We start from the raw sequence: 26,180 nt of genomic DNA on the forward strand, positions 1-26,180 counted from the left end.
AAGCTAGCAGATCGTGGACCAGGAATCACGCCCCTCACGACCGACGCTCGCCGATGTCGCCGAGCGCGCCGGGGTGTCCCCGTCGACCGCCTCCCTCGCGTTCAGCGGCGCCGGGCCGGTCTCCGAGGCGACCAAGCGACGCGTGCTGCAGGCCGCGGCCGACCTCGACTACGGCGGCCCGGACCCCCGTGCCCGCTCGCTCCGTCAGGGCAGGAGCGGCATCGTGGGTGCGGTCGTCGCCGGTCGGATCGGGCACTCGTTCCGCGACCCGGTCATGGTGCAGACGCTCGACGGGCTCGCGGACGAACTGGGGGCGGTCGGCGCGGGTCTCCTCCTCCTGAACGACGCCCAGGAGGGCACCCTCCAGCTGAGCAACGCGCCGATGGACGGGGTCGTGCTCATCGGCTGCAGCCCGAACCTCGACAGCTCGGTCGCGGTGCTCAGTCGCCGCGGGATGCCCATCGTCTCGATCGAGGGGCTCGCGGCACTCGGGGTCCCGGACATCGCGGTCGACAACCGCGGCGGCGTTCGTCAGGAGGCGCAGCACCTCGCAGACCTCGGGCACGAGCGCGTCGCCGTCGTCACCCTCAACCTGGATCCGACCGAACGCCGTGGCCCGCTGACGCCCGAGTGGGAGGGCGGTGCGACGACCGTCCCCGCGATCGAACGTCTGCAGGGCCTGCGCGACGTCTTCCCCGGTGCCAGCGGGTTCGTCTCCACGGGATCGTCGCTGGAGGAGGGTCGCATCGCCGGCCACGCCATCCTCGACGTCCCGGCGGGTGAGCGCCCAACGGCCGTTGCCGCTCAGAGCGACCTGCTCGCGGCCGGGGTCATCCGCGCGGCAGAGGAGCTCGGCATCGCCGTGCCGGGCGAACTCAGCGTCGTCGGGTTCGACGGCATCCGGGTCGAGGGGCTCGACTACGACCTGACGACCGTCTGGCAGCCCTCTCGGGAGAAGGGCTCGGCGGCCGGCCGGGCGATCGTCGCGATGCTGGACGGCCGTGAGGCGGACTCCGAGCAGTTCGCGGTGCGCTTCCACCGTGGCGCGACGACGGCGCCGGTCCCCGCTCCACAGGGCTGAGGTCGACACGGGGTCTCCCGGGCCCCTGCCGCGCGACGGACCAGGCCCGTAGGGTTGAGGACGACGCTCGAAGGAGACCCATGACCGACCAGCCCATCGCCACCGCAGCACTCGTCCAGCAGGAGGCGGCGTCGCTGGCCGTCTCCCTCGCCCCCGTCTACCAGGACCTCCACGCCCACCCGGAGCTCTCCTTCGCTGAGCATCGCACCGCGGCGCTCGTGGCCGATCGGATCACGGGCCTCGGGTACGCCGTCGCGACGGGGATCGGCGGCACGGGTGTCGTCGGCGTCCTGGAGAACGGTGCGGGGCCGACGGTGCTCCTCCGAGCCGACATGGACGGCCTGCCCGTGCTGGAGGAGACCGGCCTCGACTACGCGAGCGTCGTGCGCGGGGTCGACCCCGAGGGCAACGACGTCCCTGTCATGCACGCCTGTGGTCACGACGTCCACGTCACCTGCCTCCTGGGCGCCGCCGAACTACTCGCCGCCCGGCGCGCAACCTGGTCGGGCACGCTCGTGGTGCTCTTCCAGCCGGCCGAGGAGGCCGGGGGAGGCGCGCAGGCGATGATCGACGACGAGCTGTACACCCGGGTGCCGAAGCCCGACATCGTGTTCGGTCAGCACGTCGGCCCGCTGCCCGCCGGTGTGGTCGGCACACACGCCGGCCCCTCGTTCGCCGCGACGGACGCCTACCGCGTCACCTTCCACGGCCGAGGCGGGCACGGCTCCCGGCCCCAGTCCACCATCGACCCGATCGTGATGGCGGCGTCGGCGGTCGTCCGGCTCCAGTCGATCGTCTCGCGCGAGGTCGCCGGCACCGACACCGCGGTGCTCACGGTCGGCACCATGCACGCCGGGACGAAGAACAACATCATCCCCGACACGGCGCAGATCGGCGTCAACATCCGCAGTTACGAACCGCACGTGCGCAACCGCGTCGTGGGGTCCATGGAGCGCATCATCCGCGCCGAAGCGGCGGCGTCCGGCGCCGAGCGCGAACCGGTGATCGAGCACACGGAGGCGTTCCCGGTGCTCGTGAACGACCCGGCCGCCACCGCGGAGGTGACGGCGGTCTTCAGTGAGGCGTTCGGTGCCAACCGTGTCGTCGACCCGGGGCTCGTCACGGGCAGCGAAGACGTCGGGATGCTGGCGACGGCCGCCGACGCACCGATCGTCTATTGGATCCTCGGCGGTGCCGACCCACAGGCCTTCGCCGCGGCCTACGCGTCAGGGCGCATGGAGCAGGACCTCCCCGGCAACCACTCCGCGAAGTTCGCGCCGCTCATCCACCCCACCCTCGACACCGGCATCGCGGCGCTCTCGCTCGCCGCGTTGTCCCGCCTGACCGGAACGGAGGCCGGCGCATGATCGTCGTCACGACCGACACGGTGGCCGGACACCGCATCGACGCCGTCCTCGGCGAGGTCGTCGGCCTCACGGTGCGGGCCCGCGACTGGGGCTCCTCGATGTCCATCGGGTTCTCGGCACTCGGCGGCGGCGAGGTCCCCGGCATGACGCAGCTGCTGTTCGAGTCCCGCCAGGAGGTCATGCGGCGCCTGGTCGCGGACGCGGAGCAGCGCGGCGCCAACGCGGTGCTGGCCATGCGCCTCGAGACGACCGACATCGGTGGTGCCTGGACGCAGCTGACCGCCTACGGCACCGCCGCGTACCTCGTCCCGATCCCCGAGGGGGAGCCCGGCGCGACGGGGCAGTCGGCCTACGCGGCGGCGCAGCCCGACGCCCCCAAGCCCCGCGGCGGCGTCTGATCATCGGCAGGTCGGCCGCCACCGAGGAGGGATCACCATGACCGCGTGGATCGACGAGCTGATCGCCGAGGCGACCGCAGCCGTGCGCGAGCGCAGCGATCAGCGGGTGGCGGAGCGGTTCGAACGCTGCTTCGCCGACACCCTGCACAGCACCATGACCCCCATGCCGGACGGCACCGTGTTCATGCTCACCGGCGACATCCCCGCGATGTGGTTGCGCGACTCGAGCGCCCAGCTCGCGCCGTACCTCCACTTCGCGGCCGACCGGCCCGAGCTGGCCGACCTCCTCGTCGCGGTCAACCGCCGGCAGCTCGACGCGATCGCCCTCGACCCCTACGCGAACGCGTTCAACGCCGAACCGAACGGACACGGCCACCACGACGACCGCACCGACGCGTCAGCCTGGGTGTGGGAACGCAAGTACGAGATCGACTCACTCTGCTACCCGCTCCAGCTCGCACACGACCTCTGGCTGGCGACGGGCCGTTCCGACCACCTCGACGACCGGTATCACGCCGCCGTCACCGCAGCGATGGGTGTCTGGCGCACCGAGCAGCACCACGAGGAGCGCTCGCCCTACCGGTTCCAACGGTTCGACGCGCCGCTCTCCGACACCCTCGTCCGCAACGGACTCGGCCCCGAGACCGCGTTCACGGGGCTCTCGTGGTCGGGGTTCCGGCCGAGTGACGACGCGGCGCGGTACGGGTACAACGTGCCGGGCAACCTCTTCGCCGCGGTGACGCTCGCCGGGGTCGAGACGATCGCGGTGGACGTGCTCGACGACGAGGTGCTCGCCGCGGACGCCCGCTCGCTCCGCCTCGAGATCGAGGCGGCGATCGACGCCCACGGGGTCGTGTCGACCGACCGGTACGGCGATGTCTACGCCTACGAGGTCGACGGGTTCGGCAACGCCCTGCTCATGGACGACGCGAACGTGCCGAGCCTGCTCTCGCTGCCGTTCCTCGGCTGGTGTGCACCGGACGACGCCCGGTACCTCGCCACCCGGCGGTTCCTCCTGAGCGACGACGACCCGAGCTTCTTCATCGGATCCGCCGCTCGCGGGATCGGCAGCCCGCACACGCCACCCGACCACATCTGGCCGATCGCGCTCGCCATGGAGGGGCTCACCTCGACGGACGACGCGGAGCGCGCCCGCCTCCTCGACACCCTCCTGCGCACCGACGCCGGCACCGGGGTCATGCACGAGTCCTTCCACAAGGACGACCCCGCCACCTTCACCCGCCCGTGGTTCTCCTGGGCCAACGCGATGTTCTGCGAGTTCGTCCTCGACGTCGTGGGTCTGCGCACCCACGTGCGGCGTCCCGTCCCGCGCGGAGCCTGAACCGGCCACCGAGGCCCGCGCACCGTGTTCGGAGCTCAGCGCACCGAGCTCAGAGCAGCCGGAGCTCCTGCGCCCGGGTGACGGCTCGGGTGCGGTCGGCGACCTCGAGCTTCTCGAACACATGGAGCAGGTGGGTCTTCACCGTCGACTCCGAGATGAAGAGTCCGGCGGCGATCGCCCGGTTGCTGTTGCCGGCGGCGACGAGCGCGAGGACCTCCAACTCGCGGGCGCTCAACTGCGGGCGCGGTGACGAACCGCCCTGGACACGGCCGACGAGGGTCGCCGCGATCGTGGGCGCGAGGACCGTCTGGCCGGACACGACCGAACGGATGCCGGCAAGGATCTCCTGTTCCGGCGCCGCCTTCAACAGGTACCCGCTGGCACCGGCCTCGATGGCGCCGAGGATGTCGTCGTCGGTCTCGTAGGTGGTGAGCACGAGCACCCGCACCCCGGGCAGGCGCTGCACGATGCGGGCGGTCGCCTCCACGCCACCGAGGACCGGCATGCGGAGGTCCATGAGGACGAGGTCGGGGTGGTGCGCCTCGGCCGCTTCGACCGCGGCGGCGCCGTCGGCGACCTCGGCCACGACCTCGAGGTCGTCGGCGCGACCCAGCAGAGCGACGATCCCGGACCGGACGATGGGGTGGTCGTCGGCGACGATGATCCTGATCCGCGTCACCCGCCGACCTCGTCCCCGACGCCGGCAGACGGACCGACACCGACCGGTTCGGCCACCGCGACCGGCACGCGCACCACCAGCATCGTCCCAGCCCCGTGTTCGCTCACGATCTCGACCGTACCGCCCAGCAGGGCGACGCGGTCGTGCAGGCCGTGGAGGCCGAAGCCCGCGCCGGGTGCCGTGCCGAGGAGGGCGCCGGCGGCGTCGGGGATCCCGACACCGTCGTCCGAGAGTCGCAGTAGCGCCGAGCCGTCCGCGACCGACAGCTCGATGGCCGCATGCGACGCGCCAGCGTGCTTCCGGATGTTCGCCAACCCCTCCTGCGCGCACCGTAGCAGCACCACTTCCGCCACCCGGGGCAGGTGCTCCGCCGCCACGGCCACGCGCACCTGGACGCCCGTCTCCCGTTCGAAGCGGGTGCCGAGGCGACGGAGACTGTCGCCGAGGGTGGTGTCCGCCGTCGGCATGGCCGCCATCGTCGCCACGAGCGCCCGCGCCTCGCCGAGCGCGTCGCGCGCGGTGGACTCGATGAGGTCGATGCTCTCGAGGGCGGCGACCGGGCGACCGTCCAGCGGAGCGGCGTCCGGTGTGCCTGCGACGGCCAAGCCGACCTCGGATCGGGCTCGTTGCGCGAGCAGCACCACGCTCGTGAGGCTCTGGGCGATCGTGTCGTGGATGTCGCGGGCCAGGCGTTCGCGTTCGGCAGCTGCACCGGCCTCCCGGCTCGCCCGTTCCGACTCGGCCTGGGCGGCCTGCAGGCTCACCAGGAGCCGTGCCTTCTCGTCGCCGAGCTCGGCGATCCGGGTGATCCACAGGCCGAGCGACAGGGCGAAGACGAGCGAGACGCTCTGGATCGCGAGCCCCTGCACGATCGCGTCCGGTGTGGCGCCTTGACCGATGATGAAGCCGCTGGCGAGCGTCGCCGCGCTCGCGACGTTGAGGATGATCGCGTTCCGCGTCTCCGGGGTCAGCACCCACAGCAGCGGGAACACGAGGCACTGCAGGGTCAGGACGTTCGGTGAGAACGCCGTTCCGACGGCGGTGAGCGCGATGAGGGTGATCGCGAACCAGAGCCCGCCCTGTGGACGCTCGAGGGTCCGTCGCCCGGCCGTGTAGTAGACGAGGCAGAGCACCGCCAGCACCACCCAGACACCGATCACCCGCTCCGGCGCTCCGGCCGCGCTGACGCTCACGAGCGCGCCCACGATCACGCATCCCGCGCCGAACGCGACATCCCACCACCGTCGTCCGTCCATGTCCTCACCCTCCCACTTCCGCTCGCGAACCGCCGTCAGGAGCGACGGACCCAGCGGAAGGAGAGGCGCGTCAAGACGAGTCCGACGACCGCCCAGACGACGAGGACGAGCGCGACGGTCGTCAGGTCCCAGCCGCCCGACTGCTCCTGCGCGGCGAAGGAGTCCGGGAGGAACACGGACCGCATGCCCTGCGCGATCCACTTCACCGGGAACACGCTCGCGACGTTCTGCAGCCAGTCCGGGAGCATCGCGAACGACAAGTACACGCCGGAGATGAACTGCAGCACGAGCACGATGGGGATGATGACGGCCGTTGCGCTCTTCCCGCTCCGCGGCACCGCCGACAGCGCGATCCCGAGGACGGCCGACGTCGCGATCCCGAGGAGGTAGATCCAGGCGAAGGTGACCCACCGCTCGGGTTCCGTCGGCAGGGCGACGCTGAAGACCAGGTGCGCGACGAGGAGGAGCAATGCGAGCTGGAGCATCGAGGTCACGAGCACCTGCCCCATCTTTCCGAGGAAGTAGCTGACCACGGGAAGTGGACTACCGCCGAGCCGCTTCAGCGTGCCGTCGCTCTTCTCCGTCGCGATGTCCGTGGCCAGGTTCTGGACACCGGAGAGGAGGATGCCGGCGGCGATCATGCCGGGCAGGGTGTACGCGGCCTGGGTGACCCCACCCGTCCCGTCCGGCGCCTCGCCGACGTTCCCCATCGCGCTGAACGCCGCGGAGAAGATCGCCAACATCACGACCGGGAACAGGAAGGTGAAGAACACCTGGTCGCCGGAACGGAAGTAGATGCGCGTCTCGTAGCCGATCCGGCTCAGCCCCAGGCGGAGCGTCCGGCCACGGGGCAGGGGCGGGACGAACGGGGAGGCGGCTCGGTCGGTGGACGTCGTGGTCGTGTCGGTGGTCAGGCTCATGCTCCTGCTCCCGTCTGGAGGATGACGCGTGGATCGGCGACGTCGGTGGTCGTCGCGGGGTGTCCGGCGCTCGCCGCGTGGACGAGGCCGAGGTAGATGTCCTCGAGGCTCGGGCGGATGACCTCGAGGTCGCGTGGTTCCCCGCCGGTCGAGGCGGTGAGCTCGGCGACCCTTGCTGCCGGTGTCTGGGTGCGCTCTTCATGGAGCCCGTCGCCGTCCCGCCACCGGACCACCGGGATCCGTGCCGCCGCACCGCCGATTTCGTCGACCGCGCCGATCTCGACGAGTCGTCCGCCGGCGATGACGGCGACCCGGTCGGCGAGCTGCGCGGCCTCGTCGAGGTAGTGCGTCGTGAGGAGGATGGTGGTGCCGTCCCGCTTGAGGGAGCGGATGAGGTCCCAGAATTGCCGCCGGGCCTCGGGGTCGAAGCCCGTGGTCGGCTCGTCCAAGAAGAGGAGCGCGGGGCGGCCGATCACGCCGAGCGCCACGTCGACCCGTCGGCGTTGACCGCCCGAGAGCTTGCCGATGCGCGTGCCGGCCGCGGCGGTGAGGCCGACGGCGTCGATGACCTCGTCGACGTCGCGTGGCGCGGGGTAGTACCGGGAGAACTGGGTGAGCTGTTCCCGGACGGTCACGTTCGAGGCTTCGGCGCTCGACTGCAGGACGATCCCGAGACGGGCCTTCCAGTCCAGGCCGCCGCGTGCAGGGTCGACGCCGAGGACGCTCGCCGACCCGCCCGTGCGATGCCGGTAGCCCTCGAGGATCTCGATGGTGGTGCTCTTCCCGGCGCCGTTCGGGCCGAGGAGCGCGAACGTCTCGCCCTCGTGGATGTCGAAGCTGATGCCGTCGACGGCGGTGAAGTCGCCGTACTGCTTGCGCAGGTCGCGGACCTCGATGATCGGTCGTGTGCTCATGGTGTCCATGCTCGCCCGGGCCGTCGTCGGCCGGTAGCGGTGGAGCGGTTGATCCTGGCATCCACCGATCGGTTGATGCCGTCGACGCTGGTACCGGTCAAACGCTGACGCCTGCGACGCACGAGCGCCCACCCGCCCGAGCAGGGCGGATGGGCGCGGGCGGGACGAGCCGGTGCGGAACCCGGTGCTAGCCGAGTGCGGCCGTCGAGGCGATGACCACGAGGTCCTCGACGTTCTCGAACCCGGCGGTCTCCTTCGTGAGCTGGGTGAACGGGACGCCGACGATCGTCAGGTCCTCGAGGGATCCGGTGAACGTGCCAGCGGCCTCGGTGATCTGGCCACCCGCGTTGGTGGCGTTCGCGGCGGCGGCGGTGAGGCTCGCCGCGCCACCGGAGACGACGGCGTAGCTGCCGGACACCGCGCCGGCTTCGAAGCTCAGCACGCACACGGTCGTCAGCCCGTCGATGACGGCGGCGGGCGCGAACGAGGCCTTCGCGGCGGCGACACCGGCGGCCGGGACCGCGACACCGCTGGCCGCGCTGAGCGTGTTGACCTGCTCCTCGGTGCACTTGGTCGCGCCGGACGCCGGTGCCTCCTCGGTGGTGTCCTCGGTGGCCTCCGCCTCCGACGTGGCGCTCGCCTTCGGCTCGGAGTCGGCGGGCGCTTCTCCGCTGCTGCAGGCGGCGAGCCCGAACAGGCCCAGGACGGCGACGGCGGTCACGGTGGACACGCGGAGACGGTGGCTGGCGGTGGCGATGGACATGTGGTTCCCCCTGGAATCGTGAGCGCGGATGGATGCTCTCAGGCCAGGATCGTGCACGGAGGCCGCCGTTTCAATGGGGAGGACTCCCCAAGGGTCGGTCAGATCCCGGTGCGCATCCAGCCGCTCGTGCGTGCGCGGAGTCCGAGCGTGGTCGCTCGTGCGCCGAGGTATCCGACGAAGAAGGCGAGGGCCAACCAGGTGAGGCCGGCGGATCCGCCGGGGCCCCAGGCGAGGACGGCGAGGGCGAACGGGAGGAACACGACCGTGTTGAGCAGGCCGGTGATCGCGAGGTACTTCGCGTCGCCGGCGCCGATGAGGACGCCGTCGAGGACGAACACGATGCCGCCGAGCGGCGTGGTGACGGCGAGCACGATGAGCGCGGGCACGATCAGGGCTGCGAGCTCGGGGTCGCTCGTGAACACGAGCCCGATGATCGGGCTCGCGAGCGCGACGGCGAGGCCGAGGATGATCCCCGACCCGACCCCCCACTGCAGGCATCGGACGAGGACGGCGCGGACCCCGCCCACGTCGCCCGCACCGAGACCTTTGCCGACGAGTGCCTGGGCGGCGATCGCGAGGGCGTCGAGTGCGAAGGCGAGGGTGGCGAAGAGCGTCATGACGAGCTGGAAGCCGGCGAGTTCGTCGGTGCCGAGGTCGGTCGCGACGAACACGGCGATCAGCATCGCCGCGCGAAGGCTGACGGTGCGGAGGAACAGCCAGCCACCGGAACGGGCCGCTCCGCCGAGCCCGGCGCGGTGCGGGCGCAGGCTGGCCCCGGTCCGTCGTGCGTGGCGCAGGACGACGACGAGGTAGGCGACGACCATGCCCCACTGGGCGATGACGGTGCCGATGGCCGAGCCGGCGATCCCGAGGCCGAGACCGTAGATGAAGAGGAAGTTGAGGCCGATGTTCGCGGCGAACCCGGCGCCGGCCACGACGAGGGGTGTGGTGGTGTCCTGGAGGCCGCGCAGGAGACCGGTCGCGCCGAACACGAGCAGCATCGCGGGGATGCCGAGCATCGAGATGCCGAGGTAGGTGTCGGCCTGCTGGGCGACGGCGTCGGTCGCGCCGAACAATCCGACGAGGGTGGGGGAGAGGAACCAGCCGGCCGCTCCGATCACGACACCGAGGCCGAGTGACAGCCAGAGTCCGTCGACGCCGAGCGAGACCGCGCCGCGTTCGTCGCCGTGGCCGAGTCGGCGGGCGACCGCCGGGGTCGTCGCGTAGGCGAGGAACACCATGAGCCCGATGATCGTCTGCAGGACCGCGCTCGCGACGCCGAGGCCGGCCAGCGGCACGACCCCGAGGTGCCCGATCATCGCCGAATCGGCGAGGAGGAACAGCGGCTCCGCCATGAGCGCTCCGAGCGCCGGGACCGCGAGCCGGAGGATGTCGCGATCGACCGGCCGGAGTCGTCGTTTGTCCTGTCCCGTGGTCACCCGCCGAGCCTAGTCGCGGCCACCGACGCGCCCACCCGGGTCGTCGGACAGCGCTCCGGACCGCCCGTCCGGCTCCCGCACGAGGAGCGAGCCGCTCAGCGCGGGGAGGTCGCGGAGGCGGATGCCGGTGAGGAACCCGGCGGCTGCGGCGTAGGCGACCCGCGGCTGGTCGGCGTCCTCACGGCAGGCGAGGAACAGCGGGACGTGCGTGGCACCGAGGCGTCTGGCGACGGCGGCGATCTCGGCGAAACCGTGGAGCGGATCGACGCGGTGGGCGATGCCCGCCACCGTGCGCACGGCGACACCGTCGGGCTCCGAACCGTCCCGCGCCAGGCCCGACGCCGCGAAGGAGACCGTCGACGCCCCCTCCGCGGCGAACCGACGGCAGGCGTCGGTCAGCGCCCGTTCGACGGCGCGACTGAGCTGAGAGGAGGACGGCGTGTCGGGACCGTCTGCGGTGTCGGGCGTCACCGCGCGCAGGACCGTGTCGAGGGCCCAGCCGCCGACCGTGCCGCCGGGTCCGGGCATCGGCAGCCACGTCAGTGCCGCCAGCACCGCACCGCGGGCGTCGGTCACGACGGAGCTGCGAGCCACCGCCTGACCCTGCCCTGCGCCACGGGCGGTCTCGACACTCGCGCCCACGGTGAGACCCAGTTCGGGCACCCGCCGGTCCGAGACCCACACCGAGGTCAGCGCGCGGATCTGGCTGCGCAGCTCCCAGGGCAGCTCGTCCGACGGCAGCAGGATCGATGACCACGCGGGCTCCGCGGCAGGACCGTCGCCGGCCGGATCGCTGGCGTCGGCGCCCGAGTCGTCCACCGCAGACAGCTCGAGCACGAGGTCCCGCCCGAGCGGCGACACACGCCACCCATCGGGAACGACACTCGGCTCCCGCACGGCGAACGCGGCCGGGGTCAGCCCCGCCTGCTCGGCCGCCGCCGCGAACGCCAGCACCGCGTCTGAGGCGCCATCGCCTGCGCCGATCGGTTCACCGAGTGCCAGGGCGACGCCCGCGTGCTGTTGGTAGACCACTGCGTGGCCGCCGTCGGCCGTGATGAAGATCCGGTTCTCCGGTCGGAGCGCCGATGCCGACAACGGTCCGCCGCCGTCCTCGCGGAGCAGTTCCGCGGCCCGCGCCCTCGCTCGCCGTGCCCCCGGCCCGACCGCGCCGGGGAGTCGCCGCCTGGTCTGGTTCGCCGCCACCCGGAACGCGTGCCGCGAGAGCACCAGCGCCACCGCCTGCCCCACCCAGAGCACGCTCGCCGAGATCCAGATCGTCGACGCCACGAGCGGCACCATCGCCAGCCACGTGAACGCGACGAGTGCGAGGGTCGTGAGCAGGTTGCCGACGGTCAGGACCATCGCCGCCCACCACGCCCAGCGATGTCCGCGCCGGAGCCAGTTCGCGATCAGCAGGATCGCCACCGTGTCGAGCCCGACGTCGAGGATGGACTCCTGCGTCAGCGTGGTGGAGCCGAGCGGTCCGTCGAGCGGCAGGAGGGTGACGAGCAGTTGCACCGCGCCGATGACGAGCAGCCCGGCGACCGCGAAGAGCCGCCAATCCCGCATCGTCGGTCGCGGCGTCGAACGGTGCTCCCCGATGAGGAGTCGGGCGACGACGACGAACACGACCGTCGCGATCCAGTGCTCGAGGTCGTCGATCTTCCCGACGTAGAGGAGGGCGATCGACACCCACGACAGCAGGAGAAGTCGCCAGCGCAGCCGGTACGGGGACCGCATGAAGGCGGTGGCTGTGGCCACACAGGCGAGGATGCCGCAACTCGGGCCGACGTCGAGGGCCGTCGCGAGCGATTGCGCCCACGGCCAGTCGAGCTGCGCCAGCGCGGTGGCGGCCCCGAGCGCGCCGAGGATGCCGACGAGGTGCCCGGACAGGAAGATCGCCGACGCCCGCAGGGTGCCGAAGCGCGCCTCGACCCAACCGCCGAACACCGCGGCGCCGAGGATCGCGATGAGGTAGGTGAGCGGGTCGGCGGTGATGAACATGCCCGTGAGGACCGTCCACCAACGACCAGCCTCGAGACTCGGGACCCCGTAGGCGAACGAGGGGTACCAGGCGGCCTGGTCGATCGGGCGCCACAGCCCGCCGGTGACGACCCCGAGCACGACGAAGACGGTGACGAAGGCGGCGGTCGCCGGTGTCGTCCTGAGTGCCCAGCGCAACGGGGTGAAGACCGCGGCGATCGCTGCGCGCAGGTCGGTCCGGACGGGAGCGGCGCTGGACGGCGGCGCGGTCGGAGGGTTCCGCGGGGCCGCCGGCGCGAGGGCCGCCGAGCCGGACGGCGACAGCAGCTCGTCGAGCTCGGCTTCGGTCAGCGAGACCGGGGTGCGCTCCTCGACCGGCCGGGCGGCGCGCCGACGTGCGCGGAAGACGAGGACGACGGCGATCACGACCGCAGCCGCACCCGCGAGGGCGAGTGCCGCCCAGGAGAAGCGGTGGAGGAACTCGGTCGCCGCACTCCCGAGCAGCGTCACCACGGTGACGACGAGCGATGCCCAGGCGATGCCGCCGGCGGCGTTCGCGAGCAGGAAGTGCGGGTAGGTCATGCGGAACATGCCCGCCAGCGGCCCGGAGAAGATGCGGAGGACGGCGATGAACCGTCCGACGAACACCGCCCACGGCCCCCAACGACGCATGAGGTGCACCGCGGCACCGAGCCGTTTCGGCCCCACCTGCTTCGGGAACCGACGGTTGAGAACCGAGAGGAGTCGTCGCCCGTAGCGCTTACCGATCCAGTACCCGACCGAGTCGCCGAGGATCGCCCCTGCCGCGGCGGCCGCTGCGACGAACACGGGGTTCAAGCCGCTCGTCGCCGCGAGGAGCGTCGCGCCGATCAGGACCGTCTCGCCCGGCAGGGGGACGCCGAGGCTCTCGACCGCGACGACCAGGAAGACGACCAGCAGGAGGACTCCGGGCGGGAACTCGGACAACCAGTCCACGCGGGCTCCTTCCGACCGGTGCGTCAACGGTAGTCCCTCACCTGTCGACCCACGTCCGACACCGCTCCACCGGTGGTGGACCCGAGCCGTCGTCCAGCTCTGAGAGAACTCCCGTCCCGTCGTCAGGAGCCGTCGCTAGGCTGAACCGCATGATTGACGCGCAGCTCGCCTCCGGCATCGACCGCTCCGAACTCGACCCGGCCGTCCGGCCGCAGGACGACCTCTTCCGGCACGTGAACGGCAAGTGGATCGACCGGACCGAGATCCCCGACGACAAGGCCCGGTGGGGCTCGTTCCACCAGCTCGCGGAGGATGCGGAGAACGCGGTCCGCGCCATCATCGAGGAGTCGCAGACGAACCCCGACGGCCCGGAGGGCGTGAAGATCGGCGCCCTGTACGCCAGCTTCATGGACGTCGACCGTGCCAACGCACTCGGTGCCGCCCCGCTCGCCGACCAGCTCGCCCGCGTCGCGGCCGTCGACTCCATCGAGGCCTTCCTGCGGCTGTCCGGTGAGTTCGAGGCCGAGGGCGTCGGCGGCTTCCTGCAGCTCTTCGTCGACAACGACCCGGGCAACCCCGAGCGCTACCTCGTCTTCGCTGAGCAGGGTGGCATCACACTCCCCGACGAGTCCTACTTCCGTGAGGACACCTTCGCCGAGATCCGCGACGCCTACCGGGCCCACCTCCAGACGATGTTCGAACTCGCCGGCCTCGACGACGCCGCAGGGCGCGCCGACCGCGTCTTCGCGCTCGAGACCGCGATCGCGTCCAAGCACTGGGACAACGTCGCCACCCGCGACAGCGAGAAGACCTACAACCTCTACAGCTGGGATGAAGCGGCGGCCCTGGCGGCCGGTGCCGACCTCGACGGCCCGAACCTCGCTGTCTGGCGCGACGCGATCGGTGCCGCCGACGAAGTGTTCGCCGAGCTCGTCGTCCGCGAGCCGAGCTTCCTCGAGGGCCTCGGCGAGCTCCTCGTCGGCGAGCAGCTCGAGTCGTGGAAGGACTGGCTGGCCTGGAAGGTCGTCCACGGTGCCGCTCCCTATCTCTCCGAGGAGTTCGGCCGGGCCAACTTCGACTTCTACGGCAAGACGCTCACCGGCACGCCGCAGCAGCGCGAGCGGTGGAAGCGCGGCGTCTCGCTCGTCGAGGGCATGCTCGGTGAGGCCGTCGGACGCATCTACGTCGACCGCCACTTCGGCACCTCCGCGAAGGATGAGATGGACGTCCTCGTCGGGTTCCTCGTCGAGGCGTACCGCGACAGCATCGAGCACCTCGAGTGGATGAGCCCCGAGACCCGCACCCGTGCGCTCGAGAAGCTCGACAAGTTCACGCCGAAGATCGGCTTCCCCGTGAAGTGGCGCGACTACTCGGCGCTCGAGCTCGAGGCCGACGACCTGCTCGGCAACGTCCGTCGCGCCAGCCGCTTCGAGATGGACCGGGAGCTCGGGAAGATCGGTAAGCCGCTCGACCGCGACGAGTGGTTCATGACGCCGCAGACGATCAACGCCTACTACAACCCCGGCTTCAACGAGATCGTCTTCCCCGCCGCCATCCTCCAGTACCCGTTCTTCGACGCCGGCCGCGATGCCGCCGCCAACTACGGGGCCATCGGAGCCGTCATCGGTCACGAGATCGGCCACGGCTTCGACGACCAGGGTTCCAAGTTCGACGGCGACGGCCGACTCACCGACTGGTGGACCGAGGCCGACCGCGCCGCCTTCGAGGAGCGCACCGCGTCGCTCATCGAGCAGTACAACGCCCTTGCGCCCGCACAGGTGCCCGACCACCACGTCAACGGTGCGCTCACGATCGGCGAGAACATCGGCGACCTCGGCGGGCTCGGCATCGCCTGGAAGGCGTACCTCCTCTCGCTCGAGGGTGCGGAGCCGCCGGTCGTCGACGGCCTCACGGGTGCGGAGCGGTTCTTCCTCTCCTGGGCCCAGGCTTGGCAGCAGAAGGGCCGCGACGCCGAGGTCATCCGCCTCCTGTCGATCGACCCGCACTCGCCGAACGAATTCCGCTGCAACCAGATCGTGCGCAACATCGACGCGTTCTACGAGACGTTCGGTGTGACGGAGTCCGACGCGGCCTGGCTCGCCCCTGAGGAGCGCGTCACCATCTGGTAGCACCCGTTCCCCGGTCCCGTTGCTGGTCCCTGAGCTTGTCGAAGGGCAGGATCCGCTTGTCGACGGGCCACCCACGCTTGTCGCCCCTCCTCGATGTCCCCTCTATTGGGACCTGTGGAGGGGCGTCGGTCACTGTCAGAATCGCTCTGGAGTCGACGAATCGTCATCCCGATGCACCCGTGAAGCCCACGGCGCGAGACCCGAACAGCGCCTGGGTGGACCTGGTCCGATCCGTCCGGTTCACAGCAGCGTCACCGTCGATGCCGCCTGAACGCCCGCCGTCCCCCGGCGGGCGTTCGGCGGTACCGGCGGTGACGTGCTCCGCTCCCCGCGAACCCGTAGAATCGCAGGCGTGTCTAAAGTCTTGAGCAGCCTCCCCGTCGGCGAGCGCGTCGGCATCGCCTTCTCCGGAGGTCTCGACACCTCCGTCGCCGTCGCCTGGATGCGCGAGAAGGGTGCCGTCCCGTGCACCTACACCGCCGACATCGGCCAGGCCGACGAACCGAACATCGGTGCCGTCCCCGATCGTGCGAAGGAGTACGGCGCGGAGATCGCTCGGCTCGTCGACGCGAAGTCCGCGCTCGTGGAAGAGGGACTCGTCGCGCTGCAGTGCGGTGCGTTCCACATCCGCAACGCCGGCAAGACCTACTTCAACACGACGCCTCTCGGCCGTGCGGTGACGGGCACCATGCTCGTCCGCGCCATGAAGGAGGACGGCGTCGACATCTGGGGCGACGGTTCCACCTACAAGGGCAACGACATCGAGCGGTTCTACCGCTACGGCCTGCTCGCGAACCCGCGCCTGCGCATCTACAAGCCGTGGCTCGACGTCGACTTCGTCAACGAGCTCGGTGGCCGCAAGGAGATGAGCGAGTGGCTCGTCGCCCGCGACTTCCCGTACCGCGACTCCACCGAGAAGGCGTACAGCACCGACGCCAACATCTGGGGCGCCACCCACGAGGCCAAGCGTCTCGAGGAGCTCAGCTCCGGTATGGAACTCGTCGAGCCGATCATGGGCGTGCCGTTCTGGCGTGAAGACGTCGCGATCGCCTCCGAGGTCGTCACCGTCACGTTCGAGGCCGGCCGCCCGGTCGCGCTCAACGGCGTCGAGTACGACGACGCGGTCGCGCTCGTCCTCGAGGCCAACGCCATCGGTGGTCGTCACGGCCTCGGCATGAGCGACCAGATCGAGAACCGCATCATCGAGGCGAAGAGCCGCGGCATCTACGAGGCTCCCGGCATGGCCCTCCTGCACATCGCGTACGAGCGTCTGCTCAACGCGATCCACAACGAGGACACGGTCGCGAACTACCACAACGAGGGTCGCCGTCTCGGTCGCCTCATGTACGAGGGCCGTTGGCTCGACCCGCAGTCGCTCATGCTGCGCGAGTCGATCCAGCGTTGGGTCGGTTCCGCTGTCTCCGGCGAGGTCTCGATCCGTCTGCGCCGCGGTGACGACTACACGATCCTCGACACCTCGGGCCCCGGCCTCAGCTACCACCCCGACAAGCTCTCGATGGAGCGCGTCGGCGACGCCGCGTTCGGTCCGGATGACCGCATCGGGCAGCTCACCATGCGCAACCTCGACATCGCCGACTCGCGTTCGCGGCTCGAGCAGTACGCCGCCGCCGGCATCGTCGGTGGCGCGACGGCTGAGCTCGTCGGCAAGCTCGAGCAGGGTGAGGCGCAGGAGATCCTCGGCGGCGAACTCCTCGACCCGACGGCCGACGCCCTCGAGCGCGCGACGGACCTCGCGTCCGAAGGCGCCGCGTTCGACTCCGGCACCGACTAGTCGCACCCCGTAACGCCGAACGCCCGCCGCACTCCAGGAGTGCGGCGGGCGTTCTGTCGTGGTCCCTCCCGTCCCCAACTCAGGACCGGTGCGGTGTGTCATGACTTTTCTCAGGAGTACTGCGGCATGTCGGGCTGCTGCTCCCGCGACACACCGGAGGTCTCCTGAGTTAGGGCGATCGGGCAGGGGGACGGCGCGGTGTTCACAACTCAGGACCGGTGCGGTGCGTCCCGCCGGACACGCCGGGCGGTTGACGTGACCCGCCGGGGCCGACCTGAGTTGTGAAGCGACCCGGCCTACGCGGGGACGGGCGACTCGGCGTACCGCTCGGGGCGGAACGTCGCGAGGAGCGGCGAGGGCTCGCCGTCGACGATCTCGTCGGCGAGGAGTTCACCGGCGATGAGCCCGAGCGTCGCCCCGCTGTGGCTGAACGCCGTGAACAACCCCGGCAGCTGCGGGACCGCGCCGAAGACCGGCTCGCCATCACCCGGGATCGGCTTGTACCCGGCGCCGATGTGGTCGAGCTCGAGGCTCGGGTTGCCGGCGAGCACCCGCGAGCCCTCGGCCAGCAGCTGCTCCACCGTCGAGTCGGCGATGTGCAGCGAGCCGTCGTCCCGGACCTCGATCTCCTCCTCCGACCACGCGGAGTCCAGCGCGAAGCCGCCGTCCCGAGTGCGGCGGACGGCCACGTTCGGCGTGTTGAGCACGGCGACGAGCTCGGACGCGACCGGCTTCGTGAACGCGACGAACGCGGCCGGGCTCTGGTCGCCGATCGTGATGCCGAGCGCGGCGAGCTGCGCCGGGACGTCCGGGCCCGTGGCCAGCAGGACGGCGTCGGCGTCGATGCGGTCGCCGTTCGCGAGGACCGCGCCCACCGCACGACCACCGGCGGTGGCGATCTCGGCTCCGGCGTCCGTCACGATCCGTCCGCCGCGGGCGACGAACTCACGGGACAGGATCTCGATGACCGACGGCAGCTCGACCCACCCCTCGCCCGGGTTGAAGATGGCACCCTCGGCGGCAACGGCGGCCGGGTCGACACCGGGCGTGACCGAAGCGATGTCCTCGGGCGCCAGCCACCGGGCGTCGTAGCCGATGCCGCGCTCGTAGGCGAAGGTGTCGGCGTAGGACTCGCCCTCCGGTGCCCACATGAGCCCGCCGTCGAAGCGGAGGAAGTCCGCGCTCGGCACCTGCGCGGCGAAGGTCCGCCACCGGTCGATCCCGAGGACGCGGAGCGCGTGGTACTCGCTCGAACGCCGAGCCGCAGAGTTCAGCCAGGCGAGCGACCGCCCGGAGGCCCCGCTGGCGAGCGTTCGGTCGGTGACGAGGGTCACCTCGGCGCCGCGGCGGGCGAGGGCGACGGCGCTGGACGTTCCGAGGATGCCTCCGCCGATCACGACGACGCGACGGCTGGTCTGGGTGCTGGTGCTCATGCTGTCTGCTCTTTCTGTTCTGGAGTGCTGGGTGCTGAAGCTGCTGCTGCCGCGTGGATGGCTTCGATGATCTCGAGGACGACGATGGCGTCGGCCGGGTCGACCGGTGGTGGCCCGCCGTCGTGGAGCGCCGTCGCGAGGAGGCGCGTGAAGGCGGCGTAGTCGCCCTCGGCCATCGGGACGCGCTCGGTACTGCCGTCGACGCCGAGGGAGCCCCAGCCCGACGGGTCGCGCCGCCCGAACCCCTCGTCTCGGGGATCGGCGCCCGCCTTGAGCGCGGGCTCCTGGCCGTCGAGTCCCCACGAGGTGTAGGCACCGGAGGACCCGAGGAGGCGGAACCGCGGGCCGGCCTGCGCGACGAGCGATCCCATCCACAGGTGCGACCGCACCCCGGAGCGGTGGTGGAGGGCGACGAAGGCGTCGTCGTCGGCGACCGCGCCCGGCCGGACGACCCCGAGCTCGGCGTGGACGTCCTCGACCTCCCCGAACAGCTGGATCGCCTGATCGATCACGTGCGTGCCGAGGTCGTAGAGGATGCCGCCGCCGTCCGCTGCGGTGGTGGCCGTCTTCCACGATGCGGGCGGGTCCGGCTTCCACCACTCGAAGCGCGACTCGAAACGATGCACGCGGCCGAGCGCGCCGTCGTCGAGCAGGCGTCGCACGGTCAGGAAGTCGCCGTCCCATCGGCGGTTCTGGAAGACGGTGACGAGTCGACCGGCCGCCGCCGCGCGGTCGACGACGGCCCGGCCCTCGGCAGCGGTGACGGCGAACGGCTTGTCGACCACGACGTGCAGCCCGGCGTCCAGGGCGGCTGTCGCAAGCGCGGCGTGCGTGCCGGACGGCGATCCGATGACGACGAGGTCGAGCTCGTCGGCCCGGGCGAAGAGCTCCTCGACCGTCGACACCACCTCGACACCCGGGTACCGGCGGAGCGCCTCAGCACGACGATCCGGGTCGGAGGTCACGACGAGGTCGAGCGAGTAGTCGGGATCCGCCGCGAGGAACGGCGCATGGAACACCGCGCCGGAGGTGCCGAAGCCGATGACACCCGTCCGGATCGCGCCGGTGACGCGCGCCGCCATCAGAGGACCTCGGAGAGGAACCGCTGCAGGCGGGGACTCTCCGGTGCGTCGAACAGTTGCGAGGGCGTGCCCGCCTCGACGACGCGACCCTCGTCCATGAACACGACCTGGTCGGCGACCTTCCGCGCGAAGCCCATCTCGTGGGTGACCACGAGCATCGTCATGCCGCGCTGCGCGAGCCCGGCCATGAGGTTGAGGACGCCCTTCACGAGTTCGGGGTCGAGCGCACTCGTGGCCTCGTCGAACAGCATGACCTCGGGTTCCATCGCGAGGGCCCTGGCGATCGCGACCCGCTGCTGCTGACCGCCCGAGAGGTCACGCGGCCGGTGGTCGGACCGTTCGCCGAGCCCGACGTCATCCAGTCGAGCAGCGGCGACTCGGAGCGACTCGCTCTTCGACATCCCCTTCACGTTCCGGAGCGCGAGGGCGACGTTCTCGAGTGCGGTGTGGTCGGGGAACAGGTTGAAGTGCTGGAACACGAGCCCGACCCGCGTCCGAAGCCGCTCGGGCTTCATCTTCAGGGCGCTCTCGCCGGCGAGCAGCACGTCTCCGGAGGTGGGCTCATGCAGCCGGTTCACCCCGCGGAGCAACGTGGACTTGCCGGAACCGGACGGCCCGATGATGCACGTCGTGGTGCCCGGCTCGACGTCGATGCTGACCTCGCGGATGACCTCGATGTCGCCGTACGCCATCGAGACGTCGCGGAGCTCCAGGCTGGAGCCGCGGTAGAAGTGTCCGTCGGTGACGGGCAGGGGAGAGGTGTAGGTCATGTGTTGCTCCCGGTGGTGGCTGGCAGGGGTGGCTGCACCTCGTTGAGCTCGTCGAGGCCGCTCTTCGGCGGGGTGGCCTTGCGGCGCCCGGTGCGGAAACGGTTGTCGAAGAAGTTGACGAGGTGGGTGAGGGGCACGGTGATCACGAGGTAGAACAGACCCGCCATGACGAGCGGTGAGAGGTTGCCGGTGAGGACGGCGGCGTCCTGACCGACCCGGAACAGCTCCCGCTCGCTGACGAGGAGCCCGAGGAAGTAGACGAGGCTCGAGTCCTTCACGATGGCGATGAACTGGTTGACGAGCGCCGGCAGCACCCGGCGGATGCCCTGCGGCACCACGACGAGCCGCATGGCCTTGCCGTAGCTCATGCCGAGTGCCCGGCAGGCCTCCAGCTGGCCGCGGTCGACGCTCTGGATGCCGGCGCGGAAGATCTCGCCGATGTATGCGGAGGCGATGAGGCTGAGGGCGAGGATGCCGAGGGGGTAGGGGGAGGGGCCGAACAGCTGCTGGCTGAAGCGGGCGAAGCCCTGGCCGATGAGGAGGATGGTGAGGATCGCCGGCAGGCCGCGGAACACGTCGGTGTAGATCCGCGCGGGCACCCGGAGCCAGCGCGAGGGCGAGATGCCCATGATCGCGATGATCATGCCGAGGACGACGCCGATCACCGTGGCGGCGATCGAGATGACGAGAGTGTTGACGAGTCCCACGCCGAGCAGTTGCGGGAACACCTGCCACATCGCGTCGAAGTCGAAGAAGGTCTTGATGATGCTGTCGAGCCAGTCCATGCTGTCTGCTCCTGAGGGGTGGGATGGTGTGGTGCGGGCCGGCGTGCGACCCGCACCACGAGACGGGGCTGGGGGCTACTCGGACGCGCTCGGGCTGGGGCTGGACGTCTGTTCCGCCTTCGGGAGGTACTGCTCGGGCATCGGAGAGCCCGGGAACCACTTCTGGTAGAGCTTCTTCCAGGTGCCGTCCTCCATCGCCTCGGCGAGGGCCTTGTCCAGGGCCTTCTTGAACTCGGGCTTGTCCTTCGCGATCGCGAAGCCGGCCGGTGCGTCGAAGGACGGGATGTCGATGGCGTTCACGAGGCCGTACTGGGCCGCGTACTCCTTCGCCGCCTCGTAATCGAGGAAGTGGGCGTCGATACTGCCGCTGTTGACCGCGGAGATCGCCGAGTTGTTGTCGGGGAAGCGGACGAGTTCGGTCTTGGTGAAGTTCTTGACCGCGTACGCCTCCTGGAGCGTCCCCTGGACGACGCCGAGACGCTTGCCGTCGAGGCTGCCCGCGTCGGTGATGCCGGAGTCCTTCGACGCCATGACCGTGAGGTACCCGGCGAGGTAGCCGTCGGAGAAGTCGACGGTCTGCTCGCGTTCCTTGGTGATGCCGATGGCGGCCACGCCGACGTCGAACTGCCCGTTCGCGACGGCGGAGAGCAGGCCGGAGAAGTCCTGACCGGTGAAGGCGACGTCGTCGATCCCGATCCGCTTGGCGACGTCGGTGAAGAGTTCGACGTCGAATCCGGTGAACGTCCCGTCGGCGTCCGTGAAGGTGTACGGCTTCGAGTCGCCGAGGCTGGCGACGCGGATCTGTCCGGGGGTGATGAGTCCGTAGGGGTTGTCCTCGGTGCTGCTCGCGGCGCCGGCACCACCGGAGCACGCGGAGAGGATGAGGGCGGTCGCCGCAGCGACGGCCAGAAGGGCCGTCCTGCGGAGGGTGGAGCGATTCGTCACGGCGAGTCCAATCATGGGGAGGAGTTCGTGGTGCGTGGAGGGAACCGTCGGCTCGTGTCTTGTGGACGCCGTCAGCTCCGTTGCTGTCGTTCTGCTGGTGAGACCGGTCTCAATCGAGTAGCTTGAGACCGGTCTCAACAGGTTGTCCAGGACAGTACCCTGGTTCCGGAACGACGTCAACGACGAAGCAGAACCCCATCGGAGGGCACATGGCAACGGATCCGGCCACCGGACGACGCGAGACGACGGTGTCCGACGTCGCGAAAGCCGCCAAGGTCTCCAAGGCCACGGCGGCCCGAGCGCTCGGCGACTACGGGGCCGTGAGCGATGACGTCAGGGACCGCGTGCAGGCTGCGGCCGAACGCCTCGGCTACCGCCCGAACGCCCTTGCGAAGAGCATGAACACGGGGAAGTCGAACACCATCGGGGTGGTCATCGGCGACATCGAGAACCCCTTCTTCGCTCGCGCGACCCGAGGCATCTCCGACGTCGCGCGAGCCGCCGGATTCGACCTCATCCTCGCCAATTCCGACGAGGAGGTGGACGCCGAGACAGCCGCGATCGAGCTCCTCCTCGACAAGCGCGTGGACGGGTTCATCGTGACCCCGGCGTCCTCGATCGAAACGAGAAGTTTACAAACGGCGCTCGCCGAAGGGCGTCCCGTGGTGCTCCTCGACCGCCGCGCGGCAGGCATGGAGGCCGACACGGTCGTCGCCGACAACGCCTCGGGAGCGGCGATGGCGACCCGGCATCTCCTCGCCGCCGGTCATCGGCGCATCGCCTTCGTCTCGACGCTCGCCCACGAGCACCCCTACGTCTCCGGAGACGTCGTGGGGTCCTCCTCGGTTGGCGACCGCATCGACGGGTTCACGGCAGCGCTCGGCGAGGCCGGGGTCGAGGATCCCGCCTCCTTCGTCCACCTCAACGCCCGCGCGGAGGGGATCGACGTCATCACGCGGAAGGTGCTCGGTGGTCCCGACGCCGTCACCGCGATCGTCGCCTCCGACAGCCTCGTCGGCTCCGCCGTGTTCCGGACCGTCCGGGAACTCGGACTGTCGATCCCCGGCGACGTGTCGCTCATCGTCTTCGACGACGCCGACTGGACGAGCCTGACGACGCCGCCGATCACCGTCGTGTCCCAGCCGATCTACGAGCTCGGCGCGGAGTCCGCGCGTCGGCTCATCGCCCGGATCGGGGGGACGGGCTTCGCAGCGGAGGAGTTCGTGCTCGCGCAGACGCTCATCGAGCGCGGATCGGTGGGCGCGCCGCCGCGACGCGCCGGTCGCGCGTCGGGACACGCCGGAAGTCTCCTGAGTTAGGGACGGTGGGAACGGGTGTCGGTCCGGTGCCCGGCAGGTGTGGTTCTGTTCCCAACTCAGGAGTGCAGCGGTGTGTCGGGTGCGACGCGCCGGTCGCGCGGCGCGACGCGCCGGAAGTCTCCTGAGTTAGGGGCGGCGGCGGAGGTGGAGGACGCTGTCGTCGAGTTCGGCGGGCTCGCCGTCGGGCCCGACCGCAGCGCGCGGGACGAGGGCTGCGATGACGACCTCCCAGTTGTTCGCCTCCAGCTCCAGGGAGGTGCGCACTTCATCGGGTGTCGGGAAGTGGGCGTGCGCGATGTGCTCGGTCGCCCAGGGCGGCGGGCCGGCGTGACCCACGACGAGCAGGGTGCCGCCGGGCGCGACCGCTGCTGCGGCCCGCCGGAGGACCTCCTCCCGCGGGAACGCGACCGGGGAGTGCAGGAACGTCGCGGTCACGAGGTCGAATCCGCCCGACGGTTCCCAGGCGGCGAGATCGGCCTCGACCCACGTGATGCGATCGGCGACCCCGGCGGCCTCCGCCGTGGAGCGGCCGAGGGCCAGCGCGGTCGGGGAGATGTCGACGGCCGTGACGGACCAGCCCTGCTGCGCGAGCCAGACCGCGTCGGCACCCTCGCCGCTCCCGAGCTCGAGCGCGGTACCGGGGTGGAGGTCGGCGACCTCGCGCTCGAGGGCGGCGTTCGGCCGACCGCTCCACACCTGGCCGCGGCTGCGGTAGCGGTCCTCCCAGAACTCGGCGGGATCGGTGAGGGTGGGTTCGTGCTCGGAGGTCATCCGCCCAGCCTGCCCTGCGACGAGCGTCAGGCGGTGGTTTCTTGCCGGAACGGCAACGCGGGCCCTTCGACAGGCTCAGGGACCGAGGTGCGGGCGGGCGGGTCGGTGGCTGCCCTTCGACAGGCTCAGGGACCGAGGTGCGGGTGGGCGGGTTTGGTCACTGAGCTTGTCGAAGTGGGAGCGGCGGGGCGGGTCGGTGGCTGCCCTTCGACAAGCTCAGGGACCAGCGCGCTCGGGGGAGGCGGGTCCGTCAGTGCCCTTCGACAGGCTCAGGGGCCGAGGCGCGACTGGGTGGGTCGGTGGCTGCCCTTCGACAAGCTCAGCGACCGAGGCGCGACTGGGCGGCTCGATCACTGCCCTTCGACAAGCTCAGGGACCCGGGTGGAAGCTCAGGGACCCGGGTGGAAGCTCAGGGACCCGGGTGGAAGCTCAGGGACCGGCCGATCGAGGTCAGGCGCTGAAGTTCAGCGCCAGGTCGACGAGGAGACGCGTGCCGTACCCGGTCGCACCCTTCGAACGCCACGACTCGTCGGACTCCACGAGCATGGTCCCGGCGATGTCGAGGTGCGCCCACGGCACCTCGCCGACGAACTCGGCGAGGAACAGCGCGGCGAGCGTCGAACCGGCGTAGCGACCACCGATGTTGGCGAGGTCGGCGACGTCGGAGTCGAGCTGCTTCCGGTAGCTGCGTTCGAGGGGCAGTTGCCACAGCTGCTCGTCGGTGGCCTTTGCCGAGGCGAGCGTCCGGTCGACGATGCCCTGCTCGGTCCCGTGCACCGCGGCGGTCTTCGTGCCGAGGGCCATGATCGCGGCACCCGTCAGCGTCGCGATGTCGACGATCGCGTCGGGGCCCTCCTCGACCGCCAGGCTCAGCCCGTCGGCGAGGACGAGGCGACCCTCGGCGTCCGTGTTCTTGATCTCGACGGTCGTGCCGTTGCGGAACGTCAGCACGTCGCCGAGCATCGTCGCCGAGCCGGACGGCATGTTGTCCGTGCACATGAGGAACGCCGTGACGCTGCTCGCGCAGTGCAGCTCGTCCAGCGCGGTCATGGCGGAGAGGATCGCGCCCGCACCAGCCATGTCCATCTTCATCGCGGCGTGCGACGGGTCGGACGGCTTGAGCGAGATGCCGCCCGAGTCGTACATGATGCCCTTGCCGACGAGCGCGAGGTGTCCGGCCGGTTCGACGGACGACCCGTCGGCGTCCTTCGGGGTGTACCGCAGCTTGATCATGCGGGGCTCTTCGACGCTGCCCGCGTTGACGCCGAGCAGGCCGCCGAGGCCGAGCTCGACGAGCGCGTCCTTGTCGAAGACCTCGACGTCGAAGCCGTTGGCGGCGCCGAGCAGCTGCGCGACCTCGGCGAGGTCGGTCGCCGTGAGGTGGCCGGGCGGGGTGTTCGCGAGGTCGCGGGCCAGGTTCGCCGAGCGGGCGAGGACCTCGCCGCGGTGGGCGCCGGTCGCGGTCTCCGGGAGGTCGTCGCCGGCTGCGACGAGGTGGAGCGCGACGAGCGGCGTGCGCTTCGCCTCGCGCTTGAGTTCCGTGTAGCGGTAGCGGGCGAGCAACGCGCCCTCCACGACGAGCTGTCCGGCCGATGCGGCGTCGAGGTCGAACGCGTGCGCGACGTCGAGGCCGATGCTCGCGAAGGAGGAGGCGGCGCGCGCGAACGCTGCGGCGACGTCGCGGAGTGCGGCGGCCGTGCGCTTCTCGGGGGCGCCGACACCGACGGCGATGAACGTGGGTGCGTCCTGGCTGGGGACCACGAGCGTCTGACCGAGCTCGCCGGTGAAGCCGGCGCGGGTCAGGGCCGCACGGTCGAGGCCGAGAGCCGCGGGGATCTCGTCGTCGACGCCGTCGAGCGCGGGGGCGACGGCGAGACCGATGGCCTCGACACCCTCGGGGAAATCGATCGCCACCTCCAGCTCGACCGTCTCGGCGTCGAGCGACGGCGTGCGGGAGAAGGTCGGCGGGATCAACTTGGTGGGGCGGGATGGCATGCAGCGTCCTTCGTCTCGGAGTGGGGCTCCGTCCATCGTATG

21 protein-coding genes are annotated in these 26,180 nt (G+C 70.9%); 7 read left to right on the forward strand and 14 right to left on the reverse strand.

Annotation, left to right across the window (positions count from 1 at the left end):
• Window positions 1-13: 13 nt before the first annotated feature.
• The 4 genes from ITJ57_RS19715 to ITJ57_RS01610 all read left to right on the forward strand — a co-directional run bounded on the left by ITJ57_RS19715 (window position 14) and on the right by ITJ57_RS01610 (window position 4,188).
• Window positions 14-1,081, forward strand: a complete 1,068-nt coding sequence (locus ITJ57_RS19715) for a LacI family DNA-binding transcriptional regulator (RefSeq protein ID WP_370582129.1) — start codon at window positions 14-16, stop codon at window positions 1,079-1,081.
• A gap of 80 nt (window positions 1,082-1,161) precedes the next feature.
• A complete protein-coding gene (locus ITJ57_RS01600) occupies window positions 1,162-2,448 on the forward strand; it encodes an amidohydrolase (protein WP_194668545.1) in 1,287 nt (428 codons plus the stop codon).
• A complete protein-coding gene (locus tag ITJ57_RS01605; protein ID WP_056009919.1) occupies window positions 2,445-2,846 on the forward strand; it encodes a YbjQ family protein in 402 nt (133 codons plus the stop codon). Before ITJ57_RS01600 ends, ITJ57_RS01605 begins: the two co-directional genes overlap by 4 nt.
• Window positions 2,847-2,883: 37 nt before the next feature.
• Entirely contained in the window at window positions 2,884-4,188 is a 1,305-nt protein-coding gene (locus tag ITJ57_RS01610) for a glycoside hydrolase family 125 protein (protein WP_194668546.1), read from the forward strand.
• A 49-nt stretch (window positions 4,189-4,237) separates the two neighbouring features.
• Here ITJ57_RS01610 and ITJ57_RS01615 read toward each other — a convergent pair whose 3' ends face one another.
• The 7 genes from ITJ57_RS01615 to ITJ57_RS01645 all read right to left on the reverse strand — a co-directional run bounded on the left by ITJ57_RS01615 (window position 4,238) and on the right by ITJ57_RS01645 (window position 13,117).
• Window positions 4,238-4,867 carry a response regulator transcription factor gene (locus ITJ57_RS01615; protein ID WP_285042223.1) on the reverse strand — a complete coding sequence of 210 codons (630 nt, stop codon included), beginning with the start codon at window positions 4,865-4,867 and terminating at the stop codon, window positions 4,238-4,240.
• A complete protein-coding gene (locus ITJ57_RS01620) occupies window positions 4,864-6,123 on the reverse strand; it encodes a sensor histidine kinase (protein ID WP_194668547.1) in 1,260 nt (419 codons plus the stop codon). Before ITJ57_RS01620 ends, ITJ57_RS01615 begins: the two co-directional genes overlap by 4 nt.
• Window positions 6,124-6,158: 35 nt before the next feature.
• Window positions 6,159-7,043 (reverse strand): ABC transporter permease, encoded by an 885-nt coding sequence (locus ITJ57_RS01625; protein WP_194668548.1) that lies wholly within the window; start codon window positions 7,041-7,043, stop codon window positions 6,159-6,161.
• On the reverse strand, window positions 7,040-7,957 hold the full coding sequence (locus tag ITJ57_RS01630; RefSeq protein WP_194668549.1) for an ABC transporter ATP-binding protein: 918 nt from the start codon (window positions 7,955-7,957) through the stop codon (window positions 7,040-7,042). The genes ITJ57_RS01625 and ITJ57_RS01630 overlap by 4 nt, the downstream gene beginning before the upstream one ends.
• A gap of 187 nt (window positions 7,958-8,144) precedes the next feature.
• Window positions 8,145-8,720: a hypothetical protein gene (locus ITJ57_RS01635; RefSeq protein WP_194668550.1), complete on the reverse strand. Its 576-nt coding sequence runs from the start codon at window positions 8,718-8,720 to the stop codon at window positions 8,145-8,147.
• A gap of 98 nt (window positions 8,721-8,818) precedes the next feature.
• Window positions 8,819-10,075, reverse strand: a complete 1,257-nt coding sequence (locus tag ITJ57_RS01640; protein ID WP_194670250.1) for an MATE family efflux transporter — start codon at window positions 10,073-10,075, stop codon at window positions 8,819-8,821.
• Window positions 10,076-10,168: 93 nt separating this feature from the next.
• Window positions 10,169-13,117: a rhomboid family intramembrane serine protease gene (locus ITJ57_RS01645; protein ID WP_194668551.1), complete on the reverse strand. Its 2,949-nt coding sequence runs from the start codon at window positions 13,115-13,117 to the stop codon at window positions 10,169-10,171.
• 149 nt (window positions 13,118-13,266) lie between these two features.
• Between ITJ57_RS01645 and ITJ57_RS01650 the strand changes: the two genes are divergently transcribed.
• Window positions 13,267-15,246 (forward strand): M13 family metallopeptidase, encoded by a 1,980-nt coding sequence (locus tag ITJ57_RS01650; RefSeq protein ID WP_228506421.1) that lies wholly within the window; start codon window positions 13,267-13,269, stop codon window positions 15,244-15,246.
• Window positions 15,247-15,598: 352 nt separating this feature from the next.
• Complete coding sequence (argG, locus tag ITJ57_RS01655; RefSeq protein ID WP_056009903.1) at window positions 15,599-17,038, forward strand: argininosuccinate synthase; 1,440 nt, start codon at window positions 15,599-15,601, stop codon at window positions 17,036-17,038.
• Window positions 17,039-17,334: 296 nt separating this feature from the next.
• Here the strand turns inward: argG and ITJ57_RS01660 are convergent, their stop codons facing one another.
• The 5 genes from ITJ57_RS01660 to ITJ57_RS01680 all read right to left on the reverse strand — a co-directional run bounded on the left by ITJ57_RS01660 (window position 17,335) and on the right by ITJ57_RS01680 (window position 22,053).
• On the reverse strand, window positions 17,335-18,471 hold the full coding sequence (locus tag ITJ57_RS01660; RefSeq protein WP_194668552.1) for an FAD-binding oxidoreductase: 1,137 nt from the start codon (window positions 18,469-18,471) through the stop codon (window positions 17,335-17,337).
• Window positions 18,468-19,553 (reverse strand): Gfo/Idh/MocA family oxidoreductase, encoded by a 1,086-nt coding sequence (locus ITJ57_RS01665; RefSeq protein ID WP_194668553.1) that lies wholly within the window; start codon window positions 19,551-19,553, stop codon window positions 18,468-18,470. Before ITJ57_RS01665 ends, ITJ57_RS01660 begins: the two co-directional genes overlap by 4 nt.
• On the reverse strand, window positions 19,553-20,323 hold the full coding sequence (locus tag ITJ57_RS01670) for an amino acid ABC transporter ATP-binding protein (protein ID WP_194668554.1): 771 nt from the start codon (window positions 20,321-20,323) through the stop codon (window positions 19,553-19,555). Before ITJ57_RS01670 ends, ITJ57_RS01665 begins: the two co-directional genes overlap by 1 nt.
• Complete coding sequence (locus ITJ57_RS01675) at window positions 20,320-21,108, reverse strand: amino acid ABC transporter permease (RefSeq protein ID WP_194668555.1); 789 nt, start codon at window positions 21,106-21,108, stop codon at window positions 20,320-20,322. Before ITJ57_RS01675 ends, ITJ57_RS01670 begins: the two co-directional genes overlap by 4 nt.
• Before the next feature lie 75 nt (window positions 21,109-21,183).
• On the reverse strand, window positions 21,184-22,053 hold the full coding sequence (locus ITJ57_RS01680; RefSeq protein WP_370582131.1) for an ABC transporter substrate-binding protein: 870 nt from the start codon (window positions 22,051-22,053) through the stop codon (window positions 21,184-21,186).
• Window positions 22,054-22,262: 209 nt separating this feature from the next.
• On the opposite strand from ITJ57_RS01680, the gene ITJ57_RS01685 reads away from it, so the two are divergent.
• Window positions 22,263-23,372, forward strand: a complete 1,110-nt coding sequence (locus ITJ57_RS01685) for a LacI family DNA-binding transcriptional regulator (protein ID WP_194668557.1) — start codon at window positions 22,263-22,265, stop codon at window positions 23,370-23,372.
• A gap of 126 nt (window positions 23,373-23,498) precedes the next feature.
• On the opposite strand, the gene ITJ57_RS01690 is transcribed toward ITJ57_RS01685, so the two are convergent.
• The gene (locus ITJ57_RS01690) at window positions 23,499-24,143 is read right to left on the reverse strand and encodes a cyclopropane-fatty-acyl-phospholipid synthase family protein (RefSeq protein WP_194668558.1); all 645 of its coding nucleotides are present in this window, start codon (window positions 24,141-24,143) and stop codon (window positions 23,499-23,501) included.
• 450 nt (window positions 24,144-24,593) lie between these two features.
• Entirely contained in the window at window positions 24,594-26,138 is a 1,545-nt protein-coding gene (locus tag ITJ57_RS01695) for a leucyl aminopeptidase (protein WP_194668559.1), read from the reverse strand.
• Window positions 26,139-26,180: the final 42 nt, after the last annotated feature.

The organism is Plantibacter sp. VKM Ac-2880, assembly GCF_015351235.1.
In the GTDB taxonomy this organism is placed as follows: Bacteria; Actinomycetota; Actinomycetes; order Actinomycetales; family Microbacteriaceae; genus Plantibacter.

Bases quoted from the DNA above. Each gene is read 5' to 3' on its own strand.
- ITJ57_RS01605 (WP_056009919.1), top strand. From the start codon at position 2,445: ATGATCGTCGTCACGACCGACACGGTGGCCGGACACCGCATCGACGCC.
- ITJ57_RS01650 (WP_228506421.1), top strand. From the start codon at position 13,267: ATGATTGACGCGCAGCTCGCCTCCGGCATCGACCGCTCCGAACTCGAC.
- ITJ57_RS01660 (WP_194668552.1), bottom strand. From the start codon at position 18,471: ATGAGCACCAGCACCCAGACCAGCCGTCGCGTCGTCGTGATCGGCGGA.
- ITJ57_RS01635 (WP_194668550.1), bottom strand. From the start codon at position 8,720: ATGTCCATCGCCACCGCCAGCCACCGTCTCCGCGTGTCCACCGTGACC.
- ITJ57_RS01630 (WP_194668549.1), bottom strand. From the start codon at position 7,957: ATGAGCACACGACCGATCATCGAGGTCCGCGACCTGCGCAAGCAGTAC.
- ITJ57_RS01670 (WP_194668554.1), bottom strand. From the start codon at position 20,323: ATGACCTACACCTCTCCCCTGCCCGTCACCGACGGACACTTCTACCGC.
- ITJ57_RS01640 (WP_194670250.1), bottom strand. From the start codon at position 10,075: ATGGCGGAGCCGCTGTTCCTCCTCGCCGATTCGGCGATGATCGGGCAC.
- ITJ57_RS01625 (WP_194668548.1), bottom strand. From the start codon at position 7,043: ATGAGCCTGACCACCGACACGACCACGACGTCCACCGACCGAGCCGCC.
- ITJ57_RS01610 (WP_194668546.1), top strand. From the start codon at position 2,884: ATGACCGCGTGGATCGACGAGCTGATCGCCGAGGCGACCGCAGCCGTG.
- ITJ57_RS01675 (WP_194668555.1), bottom strand. From the start codon at position 21,108: ATGGACTGGCTCGACAGCATCATCAAGACCTTCTTCGACTTCGACGCG.
- ITJ57_RS01620 (WP_194668547.1), bottom strand. From the start codon at position 6,123: ATGGACGGACGACGGTGGTGGGATGTCGCGTTCGGCGCGGGATGCGTG.
- ITJ57_RS01695 (WP_194668559.1), bottom strand. From the start codon at position 26,138: ATGCCATCCCGCCCCACCAAGTTGATCCCGCCGACCTTCTCCCGCACG.
- ITJ57_RS01665 (WP_194668553.1), bottom strand. From the start codon at position 19,553: ATGGCGGCGCGCGTCACCGGCGCGATCCGGACGGGTGTCATCGGCTTC.
- ITJ57_RS01690 (WP_194668558.1), bottom strand. From the start codon at position 24,143: ATGACCTCCGAGCACGAACCCACCCTCACCGATCCCGCCGAGTTCTGG.
- ITJ57_RS01685 (WP_194668557.1), top strand. From the start codon at position 22,263: ATGGCAACGGATCCGGCCACCGGACGACGCGAGACGACGGTGTCCGAC.
- ITJ57_RS01600 (WP_194668545.1), top strand. From the start codon at position 1,162: ATGACCGACCAGCCCATCGCCACCGCAGCACTCGTCCAGCAGGAGGCG.